The sequence below is a fragment of the Pseudomonas sp. DNDY-54 genome (assembly GCF_019880365.1).
Classification (GTDB): Bacteria; Pseudomonadota; Gammaproteobacteria; order Pseudomonadales; family Pseudomonadaceae; genus Stutzerimonas; species Stutzerimonas stutzeri_P.
This window is the reverse complement of the sequence record NZ_CP082271.1, coordinates 1,037,130-1,062,650: the sequence shown is the minus strand read 5'-3', so window position 1 is coordinate 1,062,650 and position 25,521 is coordinate 1,037,130. Positions and strand designations below refer to the sequence as shown.

The window sequence follows — 25,521 nt, the reverse complement described above, 5'->3', positions numbered from 1 at the left end:
TCATGACCCTGCGCCAGCGTCTTGAAAATCTCCCGGTCGGTCGCAAGTTGCTGCTCGCCCTGCTCGTGCTGCTTGCAGCCGTGCTGCTGGTGTCCAACCTGGCGTTCATCAGCGCGGCCTACTGGATCTCCCGTCAGAGCGTCGCGCCCCAAGCTATGCACACACTCGGCGCGCTGTTCGCGACGCCGGAACTGAGCAATCGAGCGCTGAAATCCGACGCGGCCGCGGACGAACTGCTGCAGAAGCTGAACGACTACGCACCGCTCCGCGCAGCGGCGATCTACGACAACACCGGCCAGAGCTTGGCGCAACTGTTTCGTGGCGATCCGCTGGACTTACCGCAGCAGGTAAGCGCACTGCGCGCATGGCAGAAGACCGAGATGCGCGCCAACCTACTGGTGGAACTCCCGCAAACCGCCGGTCCACCCGGGCACTTGTTGATCGTCGCCAGCAGCGAATTACCAGGCGCCTTTTATACGGGCACGCTGACTGCCAGTCTTGCCATCCTTCTAGCCAGCCTGCTGCTTTGGGTACTCGTGGCACGGCAGATACGGCAGCTTATTACCCGCCCGATCCGGGACCTCGAGACCCTGTCCCGCCAGGTCACGCGAGAGGAAAATTATTCCCTGCGGGCAACGCCGCGAAACCAGGACGAAATCGGGCGCTTGGCTGATGCCTTCAATACCATGCTGTCGCGTATGGAGGCCCGCGAGCAGCAACTCAAGCGTGCCCGTGACGATGCTCAGGAGGCGTTCGATCATGCACAGGGGCTGGCAGAAGAAACCCGCCACTCCAACCGCAAGCTCGAGTTGGAAGTTCAGGTCCGCAGCAAGATCGAGAAGAAGCTCACCGGCTTTCAGAATTACCTGAACAGCATCATCGACTCCATGCCGTCGGTGCTCATCGCTCTGGATGAACAGCTCTACGTGACCCAGTGGAACCAGCAGGCCAGCACACTTTCGGGCACCTCCATCGACGACGCCCTGAACCAGCCTGTGTTCATCGCATTCGAGCCACTCAGGCCGTTTTTGACACAGATTCGCAGAACCTCCGAACACCATCAGGTGGAAAAGATCGAGCGGGTCACGTGGACCGTCTACGAGGAGCCCCGCCACTTCGCGCTGACGCTGTATCCCCTGATGGGCGGTGGCGGGCGTGGGGTTGTAATCCGCATCGATGACATTACCGAACGCATCAATATGGAAGAAATTATGGTGCAGTCGGAAAAAATGCTGTCGGTCGGCAGTCTCGCCGCCGGCATGGCGCACGAGATTAACAACCCACTCGGCGCGATCCTCCATAACACACAGAACATCCGCCGACGGCTGTCACCGGAACTGGAACGAAACCGCGAAGCCGCCGATGAGACCGGCGTCCTGCTGGACGCGGTGAATCAATATCTGCAGCGCCGTGAAATTCCCCAGCTACTGGACGGCATCCAGCAGGCAGGCTCCCGAGCAGCCAAAATCGTCAGCCACATGCTGAGTTTCAGCCGCCTGAGCAACCGGCAGTTAGCCGAATGCCAATTGAGTGTCCTGATCGATCAGGCCCTGGAAATTGCCGGCAGCGATTTCGCGCTGATGGACGGATTCGACTTCCGTTCAATCGAAATCATCCGCGATTTCGACCCACAGGTGGACCGCGTCCCCTGCATTGGCAACGAACTTGAACAGGTGCTGCTGAATCTTTTGAAAAATGCCGCGCAAGCCATCCACCATAAACCGGAGCGAGGCCGCGGCCAGATAACGCTAAGGACCCGTCTGAATCCGCCATGGGTCGAGATCCAGGTCGAAGACAATGGCGGAGGGATTCCCGAGCACATCCGCAAGCGCATCTTCGAACCGTTTTTCACCACCAAAGAGGTCGGTCAGGGAACCGGCCTGGGCCTTTCCGTCTCGTATTTCATCATCACCAACAATCACAAGGGCCAGATGGAAGTGCAGAGCAGGCCCGATCAGGGCACGATTTTCACCCTGCGCCTGCCGCTGACATCGGCCGCCGACGCCAACTCAAGCTGAATCAGGAACCACAGATGGGCAATCGACTATCCAAGATTTACACCCGCACCGGTGACACCGGAGAAACCGGCCTGGCCGATGGTCGCCGAGTGCCAAAGGATCATCCACGCATCGAAGCCATGGGTGAGGTCGACACGCTCAATAGCCAGCTGGGCCTGCTGCTTGCCGAACTGGCAGAAGCACAGACGCGCTGGCCGGACCTGGCCGAATTGATCGAGGTATTAGGCCCCTGTCAGCATCGCCTGTTTGATCTGGGCGGTGAACTGGCGATGCCGGACTACCAGGCCCTGACAGACGCCGAGGTGGCACGGTTGGAGGCCGCGATCGATCACTGGAATGATGAGCTCGGCCCCCTCGAGGATTTCATCATGCCGGGCGGCACGCGACTGATTGCGCTCGCACACCTGTGTCGCAGCATGGCGCGCACCGCCGAGCGCCGCTGCCAGCAGCTCAACGCCGTCGAGCCGCTGCGTCCGGTGGGGTTGTCCTATCTCAATCGTCTATCGGACCTGTTCTTCGTTGTGGCGCGTCTGATTGCGCGACGCCAGGGTTGTGCCGAGATTCTTTGGCATGCCGCCAGCGCACCTGCCAACCCAGATGCCTGAGCCGACAGCAGCTCGGCAGGACCGCCTCCGGGACGGGCTGCATGCGGCCTGGGAAATGTTCATCGTGGTACTGGTGTGCATCAATCTCGGGCTGATCCTGTTCGACAGCCTGTTCATCGTGCAGCCAATCAACCAGGCGCTTGCCGAGTGGCTACCCGACTTGCATCAGCGCTACGAAACACAAATCCATCGTAATTTTCAGCTGATCGATCTCGGCTTCGTCGCGGTGTTCCTGCTTGACGTCCTGCTCGGTTGGACGGTTGCGTTGTTCGAGCGCCGCTACGCACGTTGGTACTACTACCCATTCGCCCACTGGTACGACGTCCTGGGCTGTATTCCGCTGACCGGCTTCCGCTGGCTACGCGTATTGCGAGTGGGTAGCTTGCTGGTACGCCTGCAGCGATTGGGTCTTATCGATATGAGGCGGTGGCCGGTTTACGGACTGATCCACCGATACTACCTGCTACTGCTGGAGGAGCTCTCCGATCGCGTCATGGTTCGGCTATTCAGCCGGATGCAGCAGGAAATTGGGGCGAGCGATGATCTGTCCCGACGACTGCTGGAAGAGGTGGTGCGGCCTCGCAAGGAGCGGCTGCTGGACGACCTTTCGCGGCGGCTGAACGGCATGTTGGAGAGCGGCTACCGGGACAACCGTGGTGCTATAGAGGGTTATGTCGGCGGCCTGATCCATCAGGCATTGGCGAATAATCCGGAGGTAGGCCGCCTGCGACGCCTGCCTCTGGGCGACCGCGTCGCCGATACACTGGACGAGGCACTCAGTGACATCGCAGCGCGCCTGTTACAGGGCGCAGTAGACGGACTGCAGGGCGCCCAGTTTCAGCGATTGGCCCGCAGCCTGGCTGACGAGTGTTTTGAAACCTGGGTGTATCAGGACGAGAACACCGATCTCGCACTGGAGGAGCTACTGGTTGACATCATCGAGGTGCTTAAACAGCAGGTCCTGGACCGACGCTGGAGCCGCTTCGTCGGTCCGATCGAGCCGCCGACACCCCCGCGCTAAGCGGTCCCCTTGTCACGCCGGCCCCTTGGTTCCATGAGCCATGGCGAGACCCGGGCAAAGGAGGCATTACCGCGCGGCGGCCATGCCGTGTTGCTGATCAATGCGTGCACCGACAACCATTTCGGTCGCCCATTTGACAAGAATATCCGTATAAGCCCGCTGACAATTCTCGTTCGTCAAACCATGGTCGGCACCAAGAATAATCCGGTGCGTCAGCGAGTGCGTCTGCTGGAACGCAGCGCGATAGCTCATGATCGTACTGTGCGGGACCAGATGATCATGCTCCGACTCCACAATAAGCACGTCTCCACGAAACTCGGCACAGGCGGCCAGCACGCGATTCTCCTCTGGCGCCACCCGCCGGCCGCGTAGCTGGTTGAGCAACTCGCGGTCCAGCTGCCGCTTCGGCACGGCCCAATCATCATCTCTGTACAAGGCGGGCACCCGCATCGCCAGCCATCTCACGGGTCTTAAAGAGGTGAGCAGCGCTGCCAGATAACCGCCATAGCTGGTCCCAACCACGGCGATTGCGGCAGGATCGATATTCGGGTGTTGCGCCAGCAAATCGTAGGCGGCCATCAGGTCTCGCAGGTTCTGCTCACGGGTGACGGTCTGCTGCTGCGCCAAAGTCAACGCATGCCCCCGTAAATCAAATGACAGACAGATGCAGCCCAACCCGGCGATGCCTCGTGCACGTGTGAGGTCGCGTTCCTGGCTACCGCCCCAGCCATGCACGAACAGCACGCCGGGGAGCTTGGTCGGAGGTGAGAGAAACGTACCGGCGATGTGCTCATCATCGACAAGGATGTCAACGCTTTCACTATGGGTTGCCATGATCCTTCACCATCGCGTATTTGGTTATGAATCCGACTTCCGCATCGTCCCCGCGAAATAGGACCGTTGCTCCTTCGGGCACGGTTGTTTCACCGTAGACCTCAACGGTCGACGCCCGAATGGCGGAGCCGTGGCCGCCTTGAGCGAACGCTTCCAGGGCGGCAATTTCCGCACCGCTGGCACCCCCAATGCGCCAAGATTGCTCCAGCACCCCCGAGCAGGCGCGCCCTCTCGCATCGATGCCTTGGGCGATATCGTAGTTGCGCCGGGACGCGTAGAAATTGCGGAAGCAGGCCGACGCGGCATCGTCATAGACCTGTGCTTGTGAGACGGCTAGACGGGTGCGCTCAGGCAAATCCAGGCCAAGCAATGCCTCGAAATCGCCTTCGACGACCAGCAGATCGGATCCGCCATAAACGGTCTCACCCGTATTGTCTTGGGTCAGTCGCTGGGTGCCGTAGTAGCTCAAGGTTCTCCCCGCCGCGCGGATCTGGCCTACGCTGAATGTGGTGACATGATCCAGGTTTGCTTCCAGGACCAGTCCATATTGAGCGAGCTCCGCCTCGTCCATCTTTTCCAGCGCATGATCAAGCGCTTGGACAGAGGTGACTTCCTCCTGCCCCCGGCCACCGGTGGCTCGTACCGGCTTGATTCTCAGCGCCCCTTCATTCAATAATCGCCGTCCGGCCTCGCGCGCATCGGGCAACGAGAACGCGCTGTAGCCGGGCAGAACACTGCCCGTGACCTGCCGAGCGAAATCCCGCGACCAACCGATAGGCGAATCAGCGTCCAGGCGCACCAGCGGATGAGTGATCGCTTTCGTTTCAGTGAACGCATGCGGCACGACGCCGCCGAACAGGTCCCGCTCGCTCGTGATCCCGAGCTCGCGTGCCAGCTTGCTCCCAACCAGCGTGGCGGAAGGAACGAAGTAAAGCGGCTGTGCATAGCTGGCGCTGCGGTCATACTCACCGAGAAAGGCGAAGCCCTGCAGCGCCGCCAGGCGCTGGGCAAGCTGATCGTGGACAGCCTTTTCGTGCTGGGGCTCATTGTTTCGGTTCACAAGGGTCACTACGGCCCCTCGAGAGTGTTGCGGCGTATCCGCACTCTTCATAGGTGGATTCGCTCCATGGACTACTGGTACATGACGAAGAGGCGATGAAAAACCGCCGTCTTCGCTCGTTTCCACCCGATCAAAGCGGACCCGGTGTAATCGAGTAGACCCCTTGTTTGCGCTATCTATCCTTCCCGTAACCCCGTCGGCAGCACCGCAATAAGCCCCGCTTACAAAAAAAGGGGAGCAGATCGAAATCTGCACCCCCTTTTTTGTTGCGAACAGCTGCGAGCGTCAGGCTCAGTCGTCGACAGAACTACGGATCAGGTGATCGAAGGCGCTCAGCGAGGCCTTGGCACCTTCACCGACGGCGATGACGATCTGCTTGTACGGCACGGTGGTGACGTCGCCGGCGGCGAAGATACCCGGCAGCGAAGTCTCGCCACGCGCATCGACAATGATCTCGCCGCGCGACGTCAGCTCCACGGTGCCTTTCAGCCAATCGGAGTTAGGCAGCAGGCCGATCTGCACAAAGATGCCTTCCAGTTCCAGCTCGTGGAACTCGCTGGAGTTGCGGTCCTTGTAGGTCAGCCCGGTCACCTTCTTGCCGTCGCCAGTGACTTCGCTGGTCAGCGCACTGGTGATTACGGTGACGTTGGGCAGGCTGTGCAGTTTCTTCTGCAGCACGGCATCGGCGCGCAGCTGGCTGTCGAACTCGAGCAGCGTAACCTGGGCAACGATTCCGGCTAGGTCGATGGCCGCTTCCACGCCCGAGTTGCCGCCGCCGATGACCGCGACGCGCTTACCCTTGAACAGCGGGCCGTCACAGTGTGGGCAGTAGGCCACGCCACGGCCGCGGTATTCCTGCTCACCCGGCACGTTCATTTCGCGCCAACGGGCGCCGGTGGCGAGGATCAGCGTCTTGGCCTTCAGCGAGCCGCCGTTCTCCAGCTTGATCTCGTGCAGGCTGCCATCGGAGCCAGGGATCAGCTGTGCGGCGCGCTGCAGGTTCATGATGTCGACGTCGTATTCGCGTACATGGTTTTCCAACGCGCGCGCCAGTTTCGGGCCTTCGGTCTCGCTGACCGAAATGAAATTTTCGATGGCCATGGTGTCGAGCACCTGGCCGCCGAAACGCTCGGCCGCGACACCGGTCCGGATGCCCTTGCGCGCAGCATAGATGGCCGCTGCGGCGCCGGCGGGGCCACCACCGACGACGAGCACATCGAAGGCGTCCTTCGCGCTGAGCTTCTCGGCGTCGCGCGCTGACGCGCCGGTGTCGAGCTTGGCGAGGATTTCTTCTTCGCCCATGCGGCCCTGACCGAACAGTTCACCGTTGAGGTAGATGCTCGGTACGGACATGACCTGGCGAACAGTGACTTCTTCCTGGAACAGTGCACCGTCGATGGCGACGTGGCGGATGTTCGGATTGAGCACGGCCATTAAGTTCAACGCCTGGACCACGTCCGGGCAGTTCTGGCAGGACAGCGAGAAGTAGGTTTCGAAGTTGTACTCACCGTCCAGATTCTTGATCTGCTCGATGACCTCAGGTGCGGTCTTGGACGGATGCCCACCGACCTGCAGCAGGGCCAGCACCAACGAGGTGAATTCGTGGCCCATCGGGATGCCAGCGAAACGCAGGCTGATGTCGCCACCGATACGGTTGAGTGCAAACGACGGTTTGCGCACGTCATCGCCGTCGGTACGTAGGGTGATCTTGTCGCTCAGGCTGGTGATGTCTTCCAGCAGGCTGAGCATTTCCTGGGACTTAGCACCGTCACCGAGGGACGCAACGATCTCGAACGGCTGGGTGACCTTCTCCAGGTAGGTTTTCAGTTGCGTTTTGAGATTGGAGTCCAACATGAGCAGCGATCCCCTTCTTACGAAATTCAGGTAATAAAACGCCCGGACGGATCACGCCCAGGCGTTGGAGCTCGGACCGACGAATCGTCCGAAAAACAACCTTGGTGACGCTGCGCAAGACGCAGCGTCCTATGGCCGTTTAGATCTTGCCAACCAGATCCAGCGACGGGGCCAGAGTGGCTTCGCCTTCTTTCCACTTGGCTGGGCAGACTTCGCCCGGGTGAGCGGCAGTGTACTGAGCGGCTTTCAGCTTACGCAGCGTCTCGGAAACGTCGCGAGCGATCTCGTTGGAGTGAATCTCAACGGTCTTGATGACGCCTTCCGGGTTGATCAGGAAAGTACCGCGCAGTGCCAGACCTTCTTCAGCGATGTGTACGCCGAACGCGTTGGTCAGCTGGTGAGTCGGGTCGCCGATCAGCGGGAACTGGGCCTTGCCGACGGCAGGGGAAGTCTCGTGCCAAACCTTGTGCGAGAAGTGGGTATCGGTGGTGACGATATACACCTCGGTACCGGCCTTCTGGAACTCAGCGTAGCTGTTGGCAGCGTCTTCGATCTCGGTCGGGCAGTTGAAGGTGAAGGCTGCGGGCATGAAGATCAGCACCGACCACTTGCCCTTGAGGGACTCTTCGGTGACTTCGATGAACTTGCCGTTGTGGAAAGCGTTGACTTTAAACGGCTGGACTTGGGTGTTGATCAGAGACATCTGCTAACTCCTTTTGGGATTCAGAACTTTAACGGGGCCTACGATACTCCAGACTCCCGCATACGGTTAATTGATTGAAGGAATCATGTCGATAGCCTGACGCTATTGACTCAACCTATGCGACGGTAACCCGATACGACAGCGACTTCGCCCGGCAATTCGGAAGCTTCGTCCAAATCGGACACCCGGCCATAGCTCGATCAAGCCGTCTTATCCGGCCAGAACGCCCGGATGCCAGCGACGCCCTGTGCGCCCGCGCGCCACGCTTGAGCTAAATCGCCCGGACCGAGCCCCCCCAACAAATAAGCGGGTAGACCGAAGCCGGTTAATAACTCAGCGGCGCATTGCCAGCCCAGAGGCTGTGCTTTGGGGTGGGTCGCGGTAGGCAGTATCGGCGAGACCGTAATGAAATCAACCCCCATCATCGAGGCCAAATTCATTTCAGCCGCATTGTGGCATGAGGCCGCCAGCCAGCGCCCCGGCACTATCGGCCGCTTGGCATGCTGGCGTAATTGCTGGGTTGTCAAATGCCAGCCGGCTTCTGGAAACTCGCTGGCCCACTCCAAAGGCCCTTTGAGCATAACCCTCGCACGGCCGATACACATGTCCAAAACCTCAGCTGCTAGCGACCGGTAGTCAGCCTCATCAAGGGAGGGCGAGCGCAACTGGACAAGGCGGATCCCTGCATCAAGCGCTAACGCTAATCCATTGAGCAATTCACGAGGACGGAGATTGTCCGGGGTAATGAGGTAATGATCCGGTAAGCGTGCCGCAGAGATTATTGGATGGTTCGCAGCAGGAAAGCTGTAACTGGGCAGATCGTCGGGAGCCACCCAGGCTAACGGCTGGCCCTCTGCGCCGTGCGGTTCGCCAGAAAATGTCAGGACTTCCCAGACATCCAGCAGGACCTGCTTGTCCGGATAATCATGCCTGATCTTGATCAGCGGTCGCGCGGCCGCCACATCAATGCCCAACTCTTCGGCCAGCTCACGAGCGAGCGCGGTCTCAGCCGTCTCGCCCTCCTCGACCTTGCCCCCAGGGAATTCCCACAACCCTCCTTGGTGTTTGTCCAGCGGGCGCCTGGCGATTAGCACATGGCCGTCACTGCGCCGAATTACGCCAGCAGCCACGTGCAGTCGTTTCATGTGGCTGCTCCGGATGGCCAGCGAACCTGGGTTAGAAACCGGTGCCGGCGTGTGCGCCTTGCCGCCGCGGCATCAGGTACGGTATTCGGCATTGATACGCACATACTCATGGGACAGATCGGTTGTCCAGATTGTCTCGCTGCAACTGCCCCGCCCTAGCTCAATACGAATCTCGATTTCTTCCTTCGCCATCACCGCGGCGCCCTGATCTTCCGTGTAACTGGAGGAGCGACCACCCTTGGCGGCGATGCAGACCCCGCCGAGATAGACGTCAATTTTGCTGACATCCAGATCGGGCACGCCGGCCCGGCCGACGGCCGCCAGAATGCGTCCCCAGTTCGGATCCGACGCAAACAGAGCGGTTTTGATCAGCGGCGAGTGGGCAACCGCGTAGCCGACATCGAGACATTCCTGATAATTCGCACCGCCATTAACCACAACAGTGACGAACTTGGTCGCGCCTTCGCCATCACGAACGATCGACTGCGCCACGTCCATGCTCACCTCGAACACGGCTTGCTTGAGCTTGGTAAACAGCTCTCCCTTGGCCTCGGTGACTTCCGGCAGCGCCGCCTTGCCCGTCGCTACCAGCATGCAGCAGTCGTTGGTTGAGGTGTCGCCATCGATGGTGATGCGGTTGAAGGATTTGTTCGCCGCATCGCGCACCAGATCCTGCAACACCACCTGGCTGACCTTGGCATCCGTGGCGATGTAGCCGAGCATGGTCGCCATGTTCGGGCGAATCATGCCAGCACCTTTGGAAATACCGGTGACGGTCACGGTAACGCCCTGATGCTCGAATTGCCGGCTGGCACCTTTAGGCAGGGTATCCGTGGTCATGATGCCGGTGGCCGCTTCGGCCCAATGATTTTCATCCAGGTCTGCCAGGGCAGCGGGCAACGCCGCCTCGATTTTTTCGACTGGCAACGGCTCTCCGATCACGCCGGTGGAAAATGGGAGAATCGCCTGTTCGGCCACCCCCGCCAAACTGGCGAGGCTGGCGCAGCTGCGCATCGCCGTCTGCATACCCGGCTCGCCGGTGCCGGCGTTGGCGTTGCCGGTATTGGTGAGAAAGTAACGCACTGCTCCCTGCGCTCGTTGCTTGGCTAGCACTACGGGTGCAGCGCAAAACGCGTTAAGGGTGAACACGCCGGCAACGGTCGATCCTTCCGCACAACGCATCACCACGACATCCTTTCGCCCGGGCCGCTTGATACCGGCCGAGGCAATGCCGAGCTCGAAGCCAGGCACCGGATGCAGTGTAGGTAAGGGACCAAGACCGACAGCCATTGATGCACTCCTTAATACGATTGGATGGCTTTCAGCCATCTTATAAAGCGGGGAGAAAAACGCCGCGAGCGGCTAAGCCGGTCGCGGCGTGGGTCGCTTAGGACGGGCCAGTTACTGAACCTGTCCGTGACAATGCTTGTACTTCTTGCCGGAGCCGCACGGGCAGGGTTCGTTGCGTCCGATCTTCTGCTCGGTGCGCACTGGCGCGGCGGCTGTGGCTACACCACCCTCGGCTTCCGGCTCCTCTTCGGACGGCTCCAGTGCAGACACTTCTGCATGCTGAAACTGCATGCGCTGCGCCAGCTCTTCAGCCTCTCGACGCAGGCGCTGCTCTTCCTCTACTGGATCTTCGCGGCGAACCTGTACGTGGGAAAGCACGCGGATGCTGTCGCGCTTGATGGATTCGAGCAGTTCCTGAAACAGCGTGAAGGACTCACGCTTGTATTCTTGCTTCGGGTTTTTCTGGGCATATCCGCGAAGGTGAATGCCATGACGCAGGTGATCCATTGTGGACAGATGATCCTTCCACAAGTCGTCGAGCACACGCAGGACGATCTGCTTCTCAAAGGTGCGTAGCGCCTCGGCGCCAGCTAACTCTTCCTTCTCGTGATAAGCGTCGACCAACGCCTGCAGGATGCGCTCACGCAGGGTTTCCTCGTAGAGCTTCTCGTCCTCGTCGAGCCACTGCTGAACCGGCAGACGCGTCCCGAAATCGCTGTAGAGCACCGCTTCCAAACCGGCAATATCCCATTGTTCTGGCAAAGACTGCGGCGGGATGTGCTGGCTGATTGCATGGTCGAGCGCTTCACGGCGGAACTCGCTGATGGTCTCGCCGATTTCGTCGGCGGCCAGCAAGCTGTTGCGCATGTGGTAGATGACCTTGCGCTGCTCGTTGGCGACATCGTCGTACTCAAGCAACTGCTTACGCATGTCGAAGTTGCGGCCCTCGACTTTGCGTTGAGCCTTCTCGATGGCATTGGTAACCATGCGATGCTCGATAGCCTCGCCGGACTCCATACCCAGCGCCTTCATGAAGTTCTTCACCCGATCGGAGGCAAAGATACGCATCAAGCTGTCTTCCAGCGACAGGTAGAAACGGCTCGAACCAGCGTCCCCCTGACGACCCGCGCGGCCACGCAATTGATTGTCGATACGACGCGATTCGTGACGTTCGGACGCAATGACGTGCAGCCCGCCCGCTTCCAGTACCGCCTGGTGGCGCTTCTGCCAATCGGCTTTGATCTGCGCAACTTGCTCGTCTGACGGATTCTCAAGCGCTGCGACTTCGACTTCCCAGTTACCGCCCAACAATATGTCAGTACCACGACCAGCCATGTTGGTCGCGATGGTCACCGCACCAGGACGCCCAGCCTGGGCGATGATCTCAGCTTCTTTGTCGTGATGCTTGGCATTGAGCACCTTGTGCTCGATGCCCTCCTTCTCAAGGAGACGCGATACGTATTCCGAACTTTCGATCGTGGCAGTACCGACAAGAACCGGACGGCCATTGTTCTGGCAATCTTTGATATCGGCAATGATCGCAGCGAATTTTTCCTCCTGAGTCAGATAGACCAAGTCGTTGTAGTCCTTGCGCGCGAGCGGTTTGTTGGTCGGGATGACCATGACCGGCAGGCTGTAGATCTGCATGAACTCGAACGCTTCGGTGTCAGCCGTGCCGGTCATGCCCGACAGCTTCTTGTACAGGCGGAAGTAATTCTGGAACGTCGTCGATGCGAGGGTTTGACTTTCCGGCTGGATCGGCAGCGCTTCCTTCGCCTCGATGGCTTGGTGAAGCCCTTCGGAAAGGCGACGGCCCGGCATGGTACGGCCGGTGTGCTCGTCGATCAGCAGCACCTGGTTGTTCTGCACGATGTATTCGACGTTGCGATGGAACAGCTTGTGCGCGCGAAGGCTGGAATAGACGTGTGTCAGTAATCCCAGATTGTGCGCCGAGTAGAGGCTTTCGCCCTCTGCCAACAAACCTGCCTGGGTCAGCATTTCCTCGACGAACTGATGGCCCGCTTCGTTCAACTCGACCTGACGGGTTTTCTCATCAATGGAGAAGTGGCCTTCCTGGGTAACGACGCCCTCTTCTTCCTCAATGTGCTGATTGAGCAACGGAATCAGCTGATTGATCTGTTGATAGAGTTTGGAGCTGTCTTCCGCTTGGCCGGAAATGATCAGCGGGGTCCGCGCTTCGTCGATGAGGATGGAGTCCACCTCGTCGATGACCGCGAAATTGAGTTCACGTTGGTTCTTCTCTTCAAGACTGAACGCCATGTTGTCGCGCAGGTAGTCGAAGCCGAACTCGTTGTTGGTACCGTAGGTAATATCGGCAGCGTAAGCCGCGCGCTTTTCTTCCGGGGGCTGGAACGGCGTTACGATGCCGACCGTCAAGCCGAGAAATTCATACAGCGGACGCATCCAGTTAGCGTCTCGCCGGGCCAGGTAATCGTTCACCGTCACCACGTGGACGCCCTTGCCAGCCAAGGCGTTGAGGTAAACCGCCAGCGTCGCTACCAAGGTCTTGCCTTCACCGGTACGCATCTCGGCGATTCTGCCTTCGTGCAGCGTCATACCGCCGATCAACTGTACGTCGAAGTGACGCATGCCCATGACACGCTTACCGGCTTCACGGCAAACAGCAAAGGCTTCGGGAAGGATCTGGTCGAGGGTCTCGCCTTGGCCGAGGCGGGCCTTGAACGCTTCAGTCTTGCTCCGCAGCTGCTCATCGGACAGAGACAGCATCTGCTCTTCGAGCGCATTGACGGACTGTACCGCCTTGAGCATGCGCTTGACCTCACGGTCATTCTTGCTACCAAAGAGCTTCTTCATTAAAGGCGCAAACATATCGACAAAGACTTCCATGCTGGGGATGGAGGCACGACCGCAGGGCCACCACGGTTGCGTGCAAAGGGGGCATTCTACTCGGAAACGCCCGATAGGAAAGGTGCCTACTGCGCAGCAACGGTAGCCGGCGAGAGCGCAAACCCGCCGACTTTACGGTCACATTCGCCTCGCCGCAGGCAATCTGCCAGCAGCCATTAGCACCGTCACCATGTAGCGCGGCGTTACACACTAGCAGCCGTCAGACAGGGATAACGCTCGAGCTATAACGCAGGAATGCATCTGCTAAGATTGCCGCTCACTCTCTACCACGGCCTGACCATGTCCTTGCGTCCCCTTCCGGCTCGCGCGCCTGCGACGCTGCTGCGTGAGGCAAAGCCGTTGAAGGCCTTGTTTGGCGAGGCGAGACGGCTTGAACGCTTGCAACAACTGGTCGAAAGCCAGCTGCAACCAGCAGCACGGGAATTTTGCCGGGTGGCGTCATGGCGCGAAGGCACGCTGCTGCTCATCGTTACCGATGGTCATTGGGCGACTCGTTTGCGTTACCAGCAGCGCCGGTTGCAGCGTCAGTTGCTATGCATGGAAGCCTTCAGTGGCCTCAGTCGTATTCAGTTCAAGGTCCAGCCTCCCGAGACGCCCCGGCATACGCCTGGGCCCGCCCCGATATTGTCGGTACGCGCAGCGAACAACATTCAGGAAACTGCACGCGGCATTACGGACCCCAAGCTCAAGGCGGCGCTTGAGCGACTCGCCAGTCATGCACAGTCGGCCGAAGAGGACTGACGAGCACGTGAAACAACGTGCTGGTAGAGAACGTCGAAACCTGCCCGGGCTCGCGTTAGCATGCGTACAGAATCACCCGACAATCGAGGTATCGATGCCTGACCATTCAAGTGATAATTCGCGATGCTAATCGGCGCTCTGCTGGTAGCCAGCTGGGTAATACTGGTGATTCGCTACCCGCTCCGAGCGGTTCCAATTTCTCTGGGAGCGCTCCTTGGCCTGGGCGTCGTCGCGGCCTGGGTGATCTGGCAGGAGCAGCGTGAAGAGCATCTTCTGGCTCAACTCGAGCTGCGGTTGACGTACGAGCCCGCTAGCTGTCCGGCCGCGCAGCCACTACGAATAACGCTCGACAACCACAGCCAGCGCCCGCTCCGAACTCTGCGCTGGGAAGTCGGCGCGTACGCACCGGGCTCCGGCCTCAATCTCGTTACATCGAACTACGATGCTCCGCAATACCGCGGCCCCGGTGACCTGCAGCCTGGTCAACGCTGGCAGTCCTGCGCTCCACTGCCCCCGCTGCGTCCGGGCTACCGCAGCAGCAGCCTTGAGTTTCGAGCTGAACGACTCCAGGGACACTTTGAAGAATAAGCTGGCGAAGTGACATAGGCGCTTTTCAATATGCACCCGGCAGCTTATGCTGTACAGACAACCAGTACTTACTGAGCCGAGGTGGTAAATGGCCGTCGAAGTGGTATACCGCAGCAGCCGGGATCTGGAGCGCCTGTTCATGGATAAAGCCGAAGCTGATCGTCACGACAAAATGCTTGAATTGGCCGAGGCGTTGGCCGCTGCCCTTCAGTTGGCTTCGCCATCCCTAAGTGAGCAGCAAGCCGATGACATCGGCATCTACATGGCCAGACACCGGGATTTGTTTGCGAAGGCGTTCAAGAATAATCCTGAAGTCTTGGCGGAGCTGACGACAGCTGGCGAATCGACTTAAGGCGCGCCCTCATCAGTCTTGTTGCCCTGGCATCGCTACGTTTTGCCACAGGGGGGTCATGCCAAGAGGGCGAAACTAGTTAATCCGTCCTCGGTCCATTGGGTGCAGTCATCTCATTCAGGTATCCGGCATGGACAGTCCATTCAAGAAGATCAGCGACGTATTTCAACCAGACTACAACGTCAACTTCAGCATCGAGAAACCCGACGGCAGCATCTTGCTTACGCTGACCGACGCCGCTGGCGTAGCGGTAAAGCGCTTCATAAGCTCCAGCCAATGGCGAGACACGGATCAACTCGAACGCTTGATCACCAGCCTGCAGTTCAGTCTCGCGATCGAGCGTGGCGAGCAAGCGACTTCTTATAGACTGACCAAACACTCGCACCCACTCGCTCAGTAAGCATCGCCTGAATGCTGACATTGCGAAGCTGAAACCCTTGCCCCTCCTGACAACAATAAAACACTCACCCAACCTTCTCCGGCGCTGTCGTCTTGCATGTGTGTATGCAGAAGCGAAGCGCCGAGTTGTCGTACCCGCACTTGGCTTGGTTCGGTTAGAGCCAAGCTAATGCCTTAGCGCGCGCCACCGCCTGGGTACGCCTGGCTACGCCTAACTTTGTATTGATTCGGCGCGCATGAGTCTTGACGGTATGCAGCGAGATAAACAGCTGCTCGGCGATTTCCAGATTGGAGCAACCCTGCGCAATAAGACGCAGCACCGTGAGTTCTCGATTACTCAGGATGACCTCATCCACGGTGGCCACGCCGTCTTCGGGAACGCGTTCGAATTGCAGTAGCCGGTCACGCAGACTTTCCCCTTTCCCAGCAGGCAAAACCTTGGCAAGCCACTGCGGCTGGCGATGCTGTAGTTCGTAGAGCGGCTTGACCAAGTGCTGCCTGGCAGCCTCGAAGAGCGCTTTATGAAGCTCAAGCTGGGCTTCGTCATGCTTGCCCTCTTGCTGAAGCGCCTCTGCAAGGGTGAATCGGCATTCGCAAGCCAGCCCCAGCCGCTGTGAGCGAAGGTTTTGCTCGATCAATTCATGGAGAGTGTCTATCGCCAACATGGTGCGCCCCGTCATCAAATCGATCACGGCTAGATAGCGCTGTACTCGAGGAAGGAGTTCGTAGAAACCGGAAGGCGCCAGGTAAGTATGACCTTGATAGAGATCCAACACCTGCTGGAATGCGCTTCTGGCCTGTTTGAGTTGCCCCTGATGCAGCCAGGTTAGCCCGGTTATCAGTAGCAGGATGCCGCGGAAGCGTGCTTCGGGTACATGCCGCCACTGGGTCAACCGCTCGGCTTCGCGTAACCAGTGATAAGCCGTCGGAATTTCCTGGTTGCGGGCAGCCAATTCCGCCAGCCCAACATAGCCGAAGAACACATAGGAATCACCGCAGGTTTCGGTCTCGACCCGCCCTTGTTGGAAGGCTTGGCGGGCAGCCTCATCGAAGCCCTGGTAGGCCAATAAATGACCTTGCAGCAGCTTCAAGCGGCCAATAATCGGGCTGTGTCCAACACTGTCTCGTAGCACCAAAAGCGATTCTTCTAGCACGCCGACAGCCCGCTCCAATTCTCCAGTCGCCTCCAGCAGCTGAATTCGATCGACGTTGAGCATTGCCTCATACAGCACACTGCCTTTGAGCCGTGCGAGTTTCATGCCTTCGCTGTTATAGCGCTGCGCCAGCTCGAGCTGACCTTCAGCCATCGCCTGCTGCGACAACGCCTGGTAGCAGAGCACCCGCTGTGCCCATGCGTGATCGGACAAGACTTCCAGCGCCTGGAGACAATAGCTTTTGGCCTCAGGCTCGCCACGCAACCTGGCCAGAAAGCCGCGCAATGCCAGCCATTGAGCGAGCAGCTGTGCCTGGCGTCGCGCATCGGGCTGGGGGAAAAATTTCGCCAGGTCGGCCAAGCAATCGTCGGCCTCATCAAGCCGAGCGGAAATGATCAGCGCCCAGCCGTGCAGCACGATTAGCCGAGTCGTGCTGTTGAACAGGTCTTGCGGGAGTTCGCTGCGCCACTTCATGAAATGCGAGACGTTATCGCCGATGAGTAGCTGTTCCTGTCCGTAACGTTGCAGAAAATTGGCGGCCACCTCTGGCTGCCCTGCCCACAGCGCATGCTCCACCGCCTCGCGCATCTCGCCTCGGGTCGCAAACCACTGACAGGCCCGTAAGTGGGTCTGCGTAGGCGATGTCGATTCAGGCACCCGCTGCAGCACCAACACCAGCGGACGCCACAGTCGAAACCACTCACCGCAGTTGTCAATCTGGCGGATGAACAACTGAAATGTTTTCAGCACATCAAGAATGTCGCTACCGATTCCGTCGAGGACGTGCTCGCAGAGCTGAGCAGAGAAACGTGGCATTCTCGCCAGCGCGAACAACGCCCGCCGGATATCCTCGCTCTGCCCCTCGAGTACCTCTCGCTGTACGTAATCCCTGAGCAACGGTGTCCCCGCTACGAGCCGTTCACGTACCGCCTGTTCGTTCGCATTCAGCAGCAGCAAACTTACGCCGGCCAGCCACCCTTCGCTTCCCGCCATTAGCTGCTGGAACGTATCGTCAGCAAGCTCTAGGCAGTGAGCTTTGAGTACCTGTCTGAGTTCACCTGGATTGAGCGCTAGCGTCTCCGCTTCCACTTCAAACAGGTCGCCCTGAAGTAAGAGGCGTGGCAGCTTCCAGGCAGGCTGTCGGCGGCTGGTCACCCACCAACTGACCGAATCGGGGCCCCTTTCAATAAGCAGGTCGAGACAGGCATCAAAATCTGCCGCAGTCTCCCTGGGATAGTCGTCCAACATGATCCAAAGCGGCTGCGGTTGATTGCCGAGCAAGTCGATCAGATCCTGCTGCACATCTCCGCCCGACAAGGATGAGGAGTTCAGGGCTCGACTCAGCTGGGCGTACAACGCCTCAGCCGAGAAAGGTCGCCCCCCAAGATCAAGCCAAACGAGGCGCGTATCAACCGGTACGAGTCGAGCACATTCGCTCATCAATACACTTTTGCCAAAGCCGGCCGGCGCGCATAGCAAACGCAGCCGACAGTGGGCTTCGAGCAAAGCTTCAACCAGCCGCGGCCTGGAAACGTGCAATGGAGGTAGACGGGGAATAGGCGCAGCCTGAAGCCGCGCGGTGGCTTCTGTGCTAAGTACACCAGGATTGAAGCGTACAGACATAGCTAGCGTTCTCTTATTCGTATCAATCCGTTGAACAGCGCAATCAGCGCATCCACTATCTTTCGAAGCGAGAGGACCCAAGCTGAATCGGAGCGCTTAGGCGGAACAACCTGCACGAATACGCTCGGTTTGTCGACTCGTATGCAACAGGCGGCCCGCCTGGGCCGATGCCAGGGCAATAATGGCTAAAACGTATCATCCCCCGCGTAACAACAAAAAAAAAGGCGGCCAACAGGCCGCCTTATTCACTACACAGATGTTATCTGATCAGCGCACCCCGGCGTTCCGTAGCGCAGCGGGGGTAAAGTCTCGTGCCGACGCCTTGTAGCCAAACTCGTGAGCTTTCTCTTCGTTGCTCATACCGATCGCAATGTAGCGGCCGGAAATCACATCGTAGAGCGCTTCGAAGGCATAGGCGGGGACCTTGTGCTGGTAATACTGCAGCAGGTGCGCCTCACCAACGCGCCACAGCTGACCACGACCATCATAGAGCTCGGACTGAACGATCTGCCACGTATCTTCGTCCACGAAGAAACGACGCTTAGCGTAGATGTTTCGCTCACCGTCTTTCAGGTTGGCCTCGATCTCCCATACGCGGTGCAGCTCATAACGAGCCAGGTCCTGATTGACGTGACCTGCTTTGAGGATGTCGCTGTACTTCACTTCGCTGGAATTGATTTCATAGCTGTTGTACGGGATATACAACTCTTTCTTGCCAACCAGCTTCCAGTCGTAACGGTCCGGAGCGCCGCTGAACATATCGAAGTTGTCGGTGGTCCGCATACCATCGGCTGCAGTACCTGGTCCGTCATAAGCGACCTGTGGCGCACGACGCACACGACGCTGACCCGCGTTATAGATCCAAGCCTGACGCGGCTCTTTAACCTGATCCAGCGAATCATGAACCAGCAAGACGTTACCCGCGAGGCGCGAGGGTGCGGTCACTCGCTGCTTGAAGAACAGCAGCGCGTTCTTCGCGCGCTCCGCATCCAGGTCACTCATATCACTTGGGAATGCTACTTCATCTTCGAAGTGCACCAGGGTGTAGCTACCGTTTGTTTGCGGCGTGGCTTGCACGATGTTGCGGCGTACGTTGCCGCCACGATAACGAGTGATGTGGTTCCAAACGACTTCAAGGCCAGTTTTAGGAATCGGGAACGCGTAGTAGCGACTGTCGGCGAAGTTGGCGATACCGTTCCCGCCATCCACGAGCTCAACATTCAAAGCGCTCTTCTTGGCCGCGTCGTAGATGCGGTCTGGCACGGCAGCGCTACGGTGTGTAGGGAATACGCGAATCTTGTAAGTGTCCGGATACCGCTTGAACATTGCCTGCTGGCCTGCAGTCAACTTGTCCTTGTATTGATCTGCGTTCTGCGCGGTGATGACGAACTCTGGCTGTTCATCCTTGAAGGGGTTCGTGAGGTGACCGTCTTTTAGCGGCGCTGCATCAGCGGATAGACCGCCAGTCCAGGCTGGGATTGTTCCGTCAGCATTGCCTGCCTTTTCCGCACCGAGCGGAGTCAGCGAGTTACCAAGCTTTGCGGCTTCTTCGGGAGATACTGCAGCCATAACGCTGCTTGCGAGCAACGACAGGGCTAAGACACTGAATAGTTTTCTTGTTGTTTTCATACGCTTCCAGTTCCTCTTGATCTTGTTTTGGCCGGAGGCCTTGCGTATCGCTTATCAGCCCGCGGCGGCCCGTGGAGGGCCTTCGCAGGCTGACGTATGAAGCTGCCTCCTTAGAAGTTCACGCCCATGCTCAGCGCGAGGAAATCACGATCCGTCAGCATGTTGTAGTCCCCTCCAAAGAAATCGGTATAGGACAGACTGGCGGTATAGGTGTTCTGGTATACAGCATCCACGCCAACGCTAACCGCCTTGGCACCTTCGTTGAACAGGCCGTTAGGGCCGTAGCCGTCAACGTCGTGGGAGAAAGAGACGTTGGGCGTCAGGTTGATACCCGCGAATACGTTGCTGTAATCAGCAAGCGCGCGAAGGCGATAGCCCCAGGAATTGGATGTTACGAAACCGTCCCAGCCATGGCGCGCTTCGGACTCCGCATTAGCTGGCTGCCCTCCTACCGGAGAACCGAAATTCGCATCACGCCCGTAACGCAGGTCACTGGTGCTTTCGAGACCGCCCACATGGGCAAATCCAATTTCACCAACCACAGTTACGCGACCGGCACCTAGCACCTGATCAAAAAAGTGCGTAAAGGTCGTTTGCAGTTGAGTTACTTCTTTGCGGTTGTAACCCCTGTTATCCAGGCCAGCCCGCGCGACATTGGTTAGATTTCCAGACACGTCTGTGGTGTTGATCTGGATGGGTGCATTCGGCCGATAGCTGACTTCACCTGACCAGGCAGTGCCAGTGGGTAGGGTGGTGGAGAAGCTCATGCCGTAGAGGCGAATGTCTTCTGGATATTCCAGATAGTACTGGCCGTTACCTAGCAATACCGCGCCACCGATAGCCTCGCCCGCGCTCGCAGCTAGTGGCCCTGCCGCCGTACGTTGCGCGACAGCAGCTGCCTGCCCTAAAGTTAAGCTTTGATTCGCAGCCATGATTTGCTGGATAACCGGCCCTAAGATCGCAGCACCAGCATCGTTACCTGCCCCTTGGGCGGCCAGGAAGGTAGAAGCACCCGCGGTACTGCTACTTAGAATTGGGGTACGACTATGGTAGTTCATGAAATAAAAGCCGTACTCGGTAGCATCCCCCAACCAGCGCAACGCTAAACCATACTGCCCCGAGTCTCTTGCATCACGATCTCCGCCCCGGGGAATCATTACGCCTTCGCTCGAATAGCTGACGCCGTTCTCCGATGCGATTCCGCCCAACGAACTATTAAGAACGCCCGCCAGTGCCGCAGGCCCGACGTGATAATTACTATCACAGCCATCGGCCGCTACGTCCGCGCTTGAGAAGAAAGTTCCGCAATTGTCGACGATGGTTTGGTCCCATTCCAGTTGATAAAACGCCTCCATGCTCAGGCGATCATTCAGGCTTTGGGACACGTACAGCATATTGACCGGAATTAGACCTTCCTTGATTTCCGCGCCAGGGCGGCGGAAGGCCGCGGCGTCGAGCGGGTTGATCGAGTTAATCGAGTTGCCGATGAAGGTACTTTCACCCCAGCTCACGACCTGCCTGCCGACACGCACCGTGCCGGGCAGTTCGCCTAAGTAATAGTTATGGTAGAGGAAGGCGTCGAGAATCTGGGCACCGGAGGATTGCGCAGCCTCTTTACGGTTGCTATCGCTGATATCTTTGAAAAGACGATCTTCATCCTTCAGTTCAAAGTCATACCAGTACTTACCACGAATGAACGCGCCGCTATCGCCATAGCGCAATTCGAGATCATGAATGCCTTTGAAGATCTTCGAGAAAGTCTCGCCTTTCTCGAAATTTAGACGACCATCGTCACCAGTCTGAGTGTAGCCAGTACCACCATTAGCACTGCCGACCAGATCCATATCAGGATCATCCATCGCCCAACTAGCACCAATCGACATCGACGAATCGAACTGACCTTCAATTTCCCCAATATTAAAATTTACTGCATAAGCCGGTGCGGCGGTGCCCAATGCGACCGCGAGGGCCAGGGTCTTTGGCTGGAAGATTCCTTGCCTTGTTGTTTTTGTCATGAGGCGCTCCTGGTTGGTTCGAAGTACGTTCACCCTAACCACACGGCAGCAGGGGGTTAAGCGCACTAAGGTTTGATTTGTTTTGTAATCCTTAAGTATGAACAGCCTTGCCGCTACGGGGGTGCAGAGGAACCTTGCAGTCTCCACTGCCGCCCGTAGCGAAGCTACCGAGAGCTTAGCCGGAACGGAAATTGGTGCAACCCCCGAAATAGAGCAGCTGCGACGGCGTTGGTGGAATTTTCAGTCAAATGGGGCCGACGATCAGTTATTGGCTTGGCTGATAGGCAGTTCCTCTAAGCAGCGTCTTGCCACATCTGACATTGGAGAGAACGCACAGCGCGTCGAAGCGTTACCGATGTGCTGCGTTTGGGGCAAAACGAAACACTGCGGAGCAACCAAAACACGAGCGTAAGGCTCGTGGAAGGAAACGTAAGACAATGCCGACGCGCTGGAGAGTGAGGGCTCTGATGGATGCAAGGTGGGGCAGGACGACATCCGTTGCGGTTGCCGTCAGGGCTGAACGACGCTCAGCCCTGGCAGAGACTTCTACATTCCTTTGACCGCATAGATACCAGGAGCATTCCGCCAATACCCTTTGTAATCCATCCCGTAGCCGAATACGTAGCGATCAACGCAGCTGAGCCCGACGTAATCAGCCTTCAGATCTGGACGCGCCTTACGCTGATGATCTTTGTCGACCAGAACAGCGGTATGCACGGCGGCCGCACCAGAATGCCGACAGAAATCGATAATCGCGCCAAGCGTGTGACCCTCATCGAGAATGTCATCGATGATCAACACATCGCGATCGATGAACGACACCTCTGGCTTGGCCTTCCAGAACAGCTCGCCGCCGCTCGTTTCATTGCGGTACCGAGTCGCGTGTAGGTAAGAGAGCTCCAGCGGGAAGTTCAGTTTGGGCACCAGCTTGCCGGAAAAAATCAGCCCGCCGTTCATCACGCAAAAAACAACGGGATTACGCTCGGCCAGCTCTTCATTGATCGTTGCGGCCATTGCATCGATCGCCGCTTCGACTTCGGCTTCGGTGTGTAAACAATCAGCTTCAGCCATGACCTGGCGAATGTGTGCGAGATCGGCGGACATCGCGATGCTCCAAAACAATTGAGAATGGAAGCAGCTTGTTCGGCTGCGCACAAAATTAAGGGGCGCGACGATACCGATGCCCCCATAGGCAGGCAAGCCCCGTTTGATGCATCAATAGCCGCTAACACCCTGATGCATTAATCTACGCCGGTTTATTTGACCGCCGGAGCCACCCATGACCATCCGAGAGATCCGCCACCCGCTTATTCGCCATAAACTTGGACTGATGCGCCGACACGACATCAGTACCAAGAACTTCCGCGAACTGGCGCAGGAGGTCGGTTCGATCCTGACCTACGAAGCGACTCGCGATCTGCCGCTCGAAAATTACAGCATCGACGGCTGGTGTGGTCCGGTCCAGGTTGAAAAGATCTCCGGCAAAAAGATCACTGTAGTACCGATCCTGCGAGCGGGTATCGGCATGCTCGATGGCGTGCTCAGCCTGATACCTGGCGCGAAGGTCAGCGCGGTCGGCATCGCCCGCAATGAGGAAACGCTGCAGGCGCATACCTATCTCGAACGCCTGGTAGACGATCTGGATCAGCGCCTGGCGATGATCATCGATCCGATGTTGGCAACGGGCGGTTCGATGGTTGCTGCAATCGACATGCTCAAGAAAGCCGGGTGTAAGGAAATCCGGGCACTGGTTCTGGTCGCCGCCCCCGAAGGGATAGAGGCCGTCGAGAAAGCACACCCGGACGTCATTATCTATACCGCCTCCATTGATGATCGACTGGACGAGAACGGCTACATCATGCCCGGGCTGGGCGACGCGGGAGACAAGATCTTCGGCACCAAGCAGAAGGACATCTAAGATGTCGCAAACCATGGAAGAGCCGCTCGGACGCCAGGTACTGGCGGGTGCGCAGATGCTGTTCGTAGCCTTCGGTGCCCTGGTGCTGATGCCACTGATTACCGGCATGGACCCTAACGTTGCGCTGTTCACAGCCGGCATCGGCACGCTGCTTTTTCAGCTGGTGACCAAACGCCAAGTGCCGGTGTTCCTGGCATCAAGTTTCGCGTTCATTGCGCCAATCATCGCCGCCAAAGGCGACTTCGGCTTACCTGCGGTACTGGGCGGCGTGGTCGCTGCGGGCGTCGTTTATATGATCCTCGGCTTCGCGGTTCGCCTGAAAGGCCCCGGATTCATCGACCGGCTGCTTCCGCCTGTGGTGATCGCTCCGGTAATCATCTCCATCGGGCTGGCCCTTTCGCCTGTGGCCGTGAATATGGCGATGGGTAAAGCGGGAGACGGCAGCGCCCAACTGATCCCTTATGAGACGGCAATGATGATCTCGATGCCGGCATTGCTGACGACGCTATTGGTTGCGGTCCTCGGCAAGGGTCTGTTCCGCCTGGTGCCTATCCTGGCAGGCGTCGCGGTGGGTTACGGTCTTTCATTCGTCTTTGGGGTCGTGGATACCGCCGGTATCGCGTCAGCTCCTTGGCTGTCGGTTCCGAATTTCGTTACGCCGGAGTTCCATTGGGGCGCGATCCTGTTCATGGTCCCGGTGGCGTTGGCACCAGCGATCGAACACATTGGCGGTGTGGTAGCGATCGGCGGCGTAACCGGGAAGAACTTCATCAAGAAGCCCGGCCTGCACCGAACTTTGTTGGGCGACGGCCTTGCGACATCAGCCGCTGGCCTGTTTGGTGGCCCGCCGAACACGACCTATGCGGAAGTTACGGGCGCCGTCATGCTGACGAAGAACTACAACCCGAAGGTCATGACCTGGGCGGCAATCTTCGCCATCGTGCTGGCGTTCATCGGCAAATTCGGAGCGGGACTGCTGAGCATTCCCGTGCCGGTAATGGGCGGAATTCTCTGCTTGCTGTTCGGTTCGATTGCCGTTGTCGGCCTCAGTACACTGATCCGCCACCAGGTGGACCTGGCTGAAGCGCGCAACCTCATCATCGTGTCGGTGACACTGGTGTTTGGCATTGGTGGCATGGTATTCGGCTACGGCGAGTTCAGCCTGTCCGGCATTTCGCTGTGCGCCATCATTGCGTTAATCCTCAACCTCGTGCTGCCGGGTGGCGAAGGCTGGAAGAACAAGCAGCTCGAAGAGAACAGCTGAACCCACCTCGCCAGCACGCTCGTGCTGGCGCCTCGCCCATAGGCAAGTCACGCCTGCAGCCTGTCCACAAGGGGCGTAGACTGCGGTCATGTCCAACGCCACCATTCCCCACCGTCAACTGCCAGAACAGAGCGTCAGCTGCTCAACCTGTGCCGCCTGCTGCTGCCGGCTCGAAGTCCTGCTACTCACCGATACCGGGGTTCCCGAACGGTTCATTGATGAGGACGACTGGGGCGGTCAGGTTATGCGCCGGCTGGAGGACGGTTGGTGCGCAGCCCTCGACCGAGACAGCATGCGCTGCACAATCTATACGCGACGCCCACTGATCTGTAGAGAATTTGAACTGGGTTCAGAAGACTGCCTTGAAGAACGTAAAGGCTCTGTATCTGCTTATCTGGACGCACGCTGACGGCACGGTC

At 58.4% G+C, this 25,521-nt stretch carries 21 protein-coding genes; 10 read left to right on the top strand and 11 right to left on the bottom strand.

Going from position 1 to position 25,521, the window contains the following annotated elements:
- Positions 1-2: 2 nt before the first annotated feature.
- Genes K4O48_RS05035 through K4O48_RS05025 form a run of 3 tightly spaced genes read left to right on the top strand, consistent with a single transcriptional unit; the run spans position 3 to position 3,644 of the window.
- Positions 3-2,018, top strand: a complete 2,016-nt coding sequence (locus tag K4O48_RS05035; RefSeq protein ID WP_222910977.1) for a sensor histidine kinase — start codon at positions 3-5, stop codon at positions 2,016-2,018.
- Between the two features lie 14 nt (positions 2,019-2,032).
- A complete protein-coding gene (locus K4O48_RS05030; protein ID WP_222910976.1) occupies positions 2,033-2,623 on the top strand; it encodes a cob(I)yrinic acid a,c-diamide adenosyltransferase in 591 nt (196 codons plus the stop codon).
- Positions 2,616-3,644 carry an ion transporter gene (locus K4O48_RS05025; protein WP_222911995.1) on the top strand — a complete coding sequence of 343 codons (1,029 nt, stop codon included), beginning with the start codon at positions 2,616-2,618 and terminating at the stop codon, positions 3,642-3,644. Before K4O48_RS05030 ends, K4O48_RS05025 begins: the two co-directional genes overlap by 8 nt.
- Positions 3,645-3,710: 66 nt before the next feature.
- Here the strand turns inward: K4O48_RS05025 and K4O48_RS05020 are convergent, their stop codons facing one another.
- The 7 genes from K4O48_RS05020 to secA form a co-directional block, all read right to left on the bottom strand.
- Positions 3,711-4,478, bottom strand: a complete 768-nt coding sequence (locus tag K4O48_RS05020) for an alpha/beta hydrolase family protein (protein ID WP_222910975.1) — start codon at positions 4,476-4,478, stop codon at positions 3,711-3,713.
- On the bottom strand, positions 4,465-5,589 hold the full coding sequence (locus K4O48_RS05015; RefSeq protein ID WP_222910974.1) for a DUF3182 family protein: 1,125 nt from the start codon (positions 5,587-5,589) through the stop codon (positions 4,465-4,467). The genes K4O48_RS05020 and K4O48_RS05015 overlap by 14 nt, the downstream gene beginning before the upstream one ends.
- Before the next feature lie 240 nt (positions 5,590-5,829).
- Positions 5,830-7,392: an alkyl hydroperoxide reductase subunit F gene (ahpF, locus tag K4O48_RS05010; protein WP_222910973.1), complete on the bottom strand. Its 1,563-nt coding sequence runs from the start codon at positions 7,390-7,392 to the stop codon at positions 5,830-5,832.
- Positions 7,393-7,531: 139 nt separating this feature from the next.
- Positions 7,532-8,095, bottom strand: coding sequence for an alkyl hydroperoxide reductase subunit C (gene ahpC, locus K4O48_RS05005; RefSeq protein WP_102837994.1), 564 nt, complete (start codon positions 8,093-8,095; stop codon positions 7,532-7,534).
- A gap of 200 nt (positions 8,096-8,295) precedes the next feature.
- Positions 8,296-9,240, bottom strand: a complete 945-nt coding sequence (locus K4O48_RS05000; RefSeq protein WP_222910972.1) for a Nudix family hydrolase — start codon at positions 9,238-9,240, stop codon at positions 8,296-8,298.
- Positions 9,241-9,312: 72 nt separating this feature from the next.
- Positions 9,313-10,530 (bottom strand): bifunctional glutamate N-acetyltransferase/amino-acid acetyltransferase ArgJ, encoded by a 1,218-nt coding sequence (argJ, locus tag K4O48_RS04995; protein WP_222910971.1) that lies wholly within the window; start codon positions 10,528-10,530, stop codon positions 9,313-9,315.
- 111 nt (positions 10,531-10,641) lie between these two features.
- Complete coding sequence (gene secA / locus K4O48_RS04990; RefSeq protein ID WP_222910970.1) at positions 10,642-13,380, bottom strand: preprotein translocase subunit SecA; 2,739 nt, start codon at positions 13,378-13,380, stop codon at positions 10,642-10,644.
- A 318-nt stretch (positions 13,381-13,698) separates the two neighbouring features.
- On the opposite strand from secA, the gene K4O48_RS04985 reads away from it, so the two are divergent.
- The 4 genes from K4O48_RS04985 to K4O48_RS04970 all read left to right on the top strand — a co-directional run bounded on the left by K4O48_RS04985 (position 13,699) and on the right by K4O48_RS04970 (position 15,500).
- The gene (locus K4O48_RS04985; RefSeq protein WP_222910969.1) at positions 13,699-14,160 is read left to right on the top strand and encodes a DUF721 domain-containing protein; all 462 of its coding nucleotides are present in this window, start codon (positions 13,699-13,701) and stop codon (positions 14,158-14,160) included.
- A gap of 123 nt (positions 14,161-14,283) precedes the next feature.
- Positions 14,284-14,748, top strand: a complete 465-nt coding sequence (locus tag K4O48_RS04980; protein ID WP_222910968.1) for a multidrug transporter — start codon at positions 14,284-14,286, stop codon at positions 14,746-14,748.
- An 88-nt stretch (positions 14,749-14,836) separates the two neighbouring features.
- A complete protein-coding gene (locus tag K4O48_RS04975) occupies positions 14,837-15,100 on the top strand; it encodes a YebG family protein (RefSeq protein WP_222910967.1) in 264 nt (87 codons plus the stop codon).
- Positions 15,101-15,230: 130 nt separating this feature from the next.
- Positions 15,231-15,500: a DUF3509 domain-containing protein gene (locus K4O48_RS04970; RefSeq protein ID WP_222910966.1), complete on the top strand. Its 270-nt coding sequence runs from the start codon at positions 15,231-15,233 to the stop codon at positions 15,498-15,500.
- A gap of 154 nt (positions 15,501-15,654) precedes the next feature.
- On the opposite strand, the gene K4O48_RS04965 is transcribed toward K4O48_RS04970, so the two are convergent.
- From K4O48_RS04965 to K4O48_RS04950, 4 genes are all read right to left on the bottom strand, one after another.
- On the bottom strand, positions 15,655-18,276 hold the full coding sequence (locus K4O48_RS04965; RefSeq protein WP_222910965.1) for a LuxR C-terminal-related transcriptional regulator: 2,622 nt from the start codon (positions 18,274-18,276) through the stop codon (positions 15,655-15,657).
- Between the two features lie 267 nt (positions 18,277-18,543).
- On the bottom strand, positions 18,544-19,905 hold the full coding sequence (locus K4O48_RS04960) for a DUF1329 domain-containing protein (protein WP_222910964.1): 1,362 nt from the start codon (positions 19,903-19,905) through the stop codon (positions 18,544-18,546).
- A 110-nt stretch (positions 19,906-20,015) separates the two neighbouring features.
- Entirely contained in the window at positions 20,016-21,920 is a 1,905-nt protein-coding gene (locus K4O48_RS04955; RefSeq protein ID WP_222910963.1) for a DUF1302 domain-containing protein, read from the bottom strand.
- A 546-nt stretch (positions 21,921-22,466) separates the two neighbouring features.
- Complete coding sequence (locus K4O48_RS04950) at positions 22,467-23,024, bottom strand: hypoxanthine-guanine phosphoribosyltransferase (protein WP_222910962.1); 558 nt, start codon at positions 23,022-23,024, stop codon at positions 22,467-22,469.
- Between the two features lie 175 nt (positions 23,025-23,199).
- Between K4O48_RS04950 and upp the strand changes: the two genes are divergently transcribed.
- The 3 genes from upp to K4O48_RS04935 all read left to right on the top strand — a co-directional run bounded on the left by upp (position 23,200) and on the right by K4O48_RS04935 (position 25,511).
- Complete coding sequence (upp, locus tag K4O48_RS04945; RefSeq protein ID WP_222910961.1) at positions 23,200-23,838, top strand: uracil phosphoribosyltransferase; 639 nt, start codon at positions 23,200-23,202, stop codon at positions 23,836-23,838.
- A 1-nt stretch (position 23,839) separates the two neighbouring features.
- Positions 23,840-25,102 (top strand): uracil-xanthine permease family protein, encoded by a 1,263-nt coding sequence (locus tag K4O48_RS04940; protein ID WP_222910960.1) that lies wholly within the window; start codon positions 23,840-23,842, stop codon positions 25,100-25,102.
- Between the two features lie 88 nt (positions 25,103-25,190).
- Positions 25,191-25,511 carry a YkgJ family cysteine cluster protein gene (locus K4O48_RS04935; RefSeq protein ID WP_222910959.1) on the top strand — a complete coding sequence of 107 codons (321 nt, stop codon included), beginning with the start codon at positions 25,191-25,193 and terminating at the stop codon, positions 25,509-25,511.
- Positions 25,512-25,521: the final 10 nt, after the last annotated feature.

Excerpts from the sequence above, each read along its gene's own strand:
- K4O48_RS05035 (WP_222910977.1), top strand. The coding sequence starts at position 3 with ATGACCCTGCGCCAGCGTCTTGAAAATCTCCCGGTCGGTCGCAAGTTG.
- K4O48_RS05030 (WP_222910976.1), top strand. The coding sequence starts at position 2,033 with ATGGGCAATCGACTATCCAAGATTTACACCCGCACCGGTGACACCGGA.
- K4O48_RS05025 (WP_222911995.1), top strand. The coding sequence starts at position 2,616 with ATGCCTGAGCCGACAGCAGCTCGGCAGGACCGCCTCCGGGACGGGCTG.
- K4O48_RS05020 (WP_222910975.1), bottom strand. The coding sequence starts at position 4,478 with ATGGCAACCCATAGTGAAAGCGTTGACATCCTTGTCGATGATGAGCAC.
- K4O48_RS05015 (WP_222910974.1), bottom strand. The coding sequence starts at position 5,589 with ATGAAGAGTGCGGATACGCCGCAACACTCTCGAGGGGCCGTAGTGACC.
- ahpF (WP_222910973.1), bottom strand. The coding sequence starts at position 7,392 with ATGTTGGACTCCAATCTCAAAACGCAACTGAAAACCTACCTGGAGAAG.
- ahpC (WP_102837994.1), bottom strand. The coding sequence starts at position 8,095 with ATGTCTCTGATCAACACCCAAGTCCAGCCGTTTAAAGTCAACGCTTTC.
- K4O48_RS05000 (WP_222910972.1), bottom strand. The coding sequence starts at position 9,240 with ATGAAACGACTGCACGTGGCTGCTGGCGTAATTCGGCGCAGTGACGGC.
- argJ (WP_222910971.1), bottom strand. The coding sequence starts at position 10,530 with ATGGCTGTCGGTCTTGGTCCCTTACCTACACTGCATCCGGTGCCTGGC.
- secA (WP_222910970.1), bottom strand. The coding sequence starts at position 13,380 with ATGTTTGCGCCTTTAATGAAGAAGCTCTTTGGTAGCAAGAATGACCGT.
- K4O48_RS04985 (WP_222910969.1), top strand. The coding sequence starts at position 13,699 with ATGTCCTTGCGTCCCCTTCCGGCTCGCGCGCCTGCGACGCTGCTGCGT.
- K4O48_RS04980 (WP_222910968.1), top strand. The coding sequence starts at position 14,284 with ATGCTAATCGGCGCTCTGCTGGTAGCCAGCTGGGTAATACTGGTGATT.
- K4O48_RS04975 (WP_222910967.1), top strand. The coding sequence starts at position 14,837 with ATGGCCGTCGAAGTGGTATACCGCAGCAGCCGGGATCTGGAGCGCCTG.
- K4O48_RS04970 (WP_222910966.1), top strand. The coding sequence starts at position 15,231 with ATGGACAGTCCATTCAAGAAGATCAGCGACGTATTTCAACCAGACTAC.
- K4O48_RS04965 (WP_222910965.1), bottom strand. The coding sequence starts at position 18,276 with ATGTCTGTACGCTTCAATCCTGGTGTACTTAGCACAGAAGCCACCGCG.
- K4O48_RS04960 (WP_222910964.1), bottom strand. The coding sequence starts at position 19,905 with ATGAAAACAACAAGAAAACTATTCAGTGTCTTAGCCCTGTCGTTGCTC.
- K4O48_RS04955 (WP_222910963.1), bottom strand. The coding sequence starts at position 21,920 with ATGACAAAAACAACAAGGCAAGGAATCTTCCAGCCAAAGACCCTGGCC.
- K4O48_RS04950 (WP_222910962.1), bottom strand. The coding sequence starts at position 23,024 with ATGTCCGCCGATCTCGCACACATTCGCCAGGTCATGGCTGAAGCTGAT.
- upp (WP_222910961.1), top strand. The coding sequence starts at position 23,200 with ATGACCATCCGAGAGATCCGCCACCCGCTTATTCGCCATAAACTTGGA.
- K4O48_RS04940 (WP_222910960.1), top strand. The coding sequence starts at position 23,840 with ATGTCGCAAACCATGGAAGAGCCGCTCGGACGCCAGGTACTGGCGGGT.
- K4O48_RS04935 (WP_222910959.1), top strand. The coding sequence starts at position 25,191 with ATGTCCAACGCCACCATTCCCCACCGTCAACTGCCAGAACAGAGCGTC.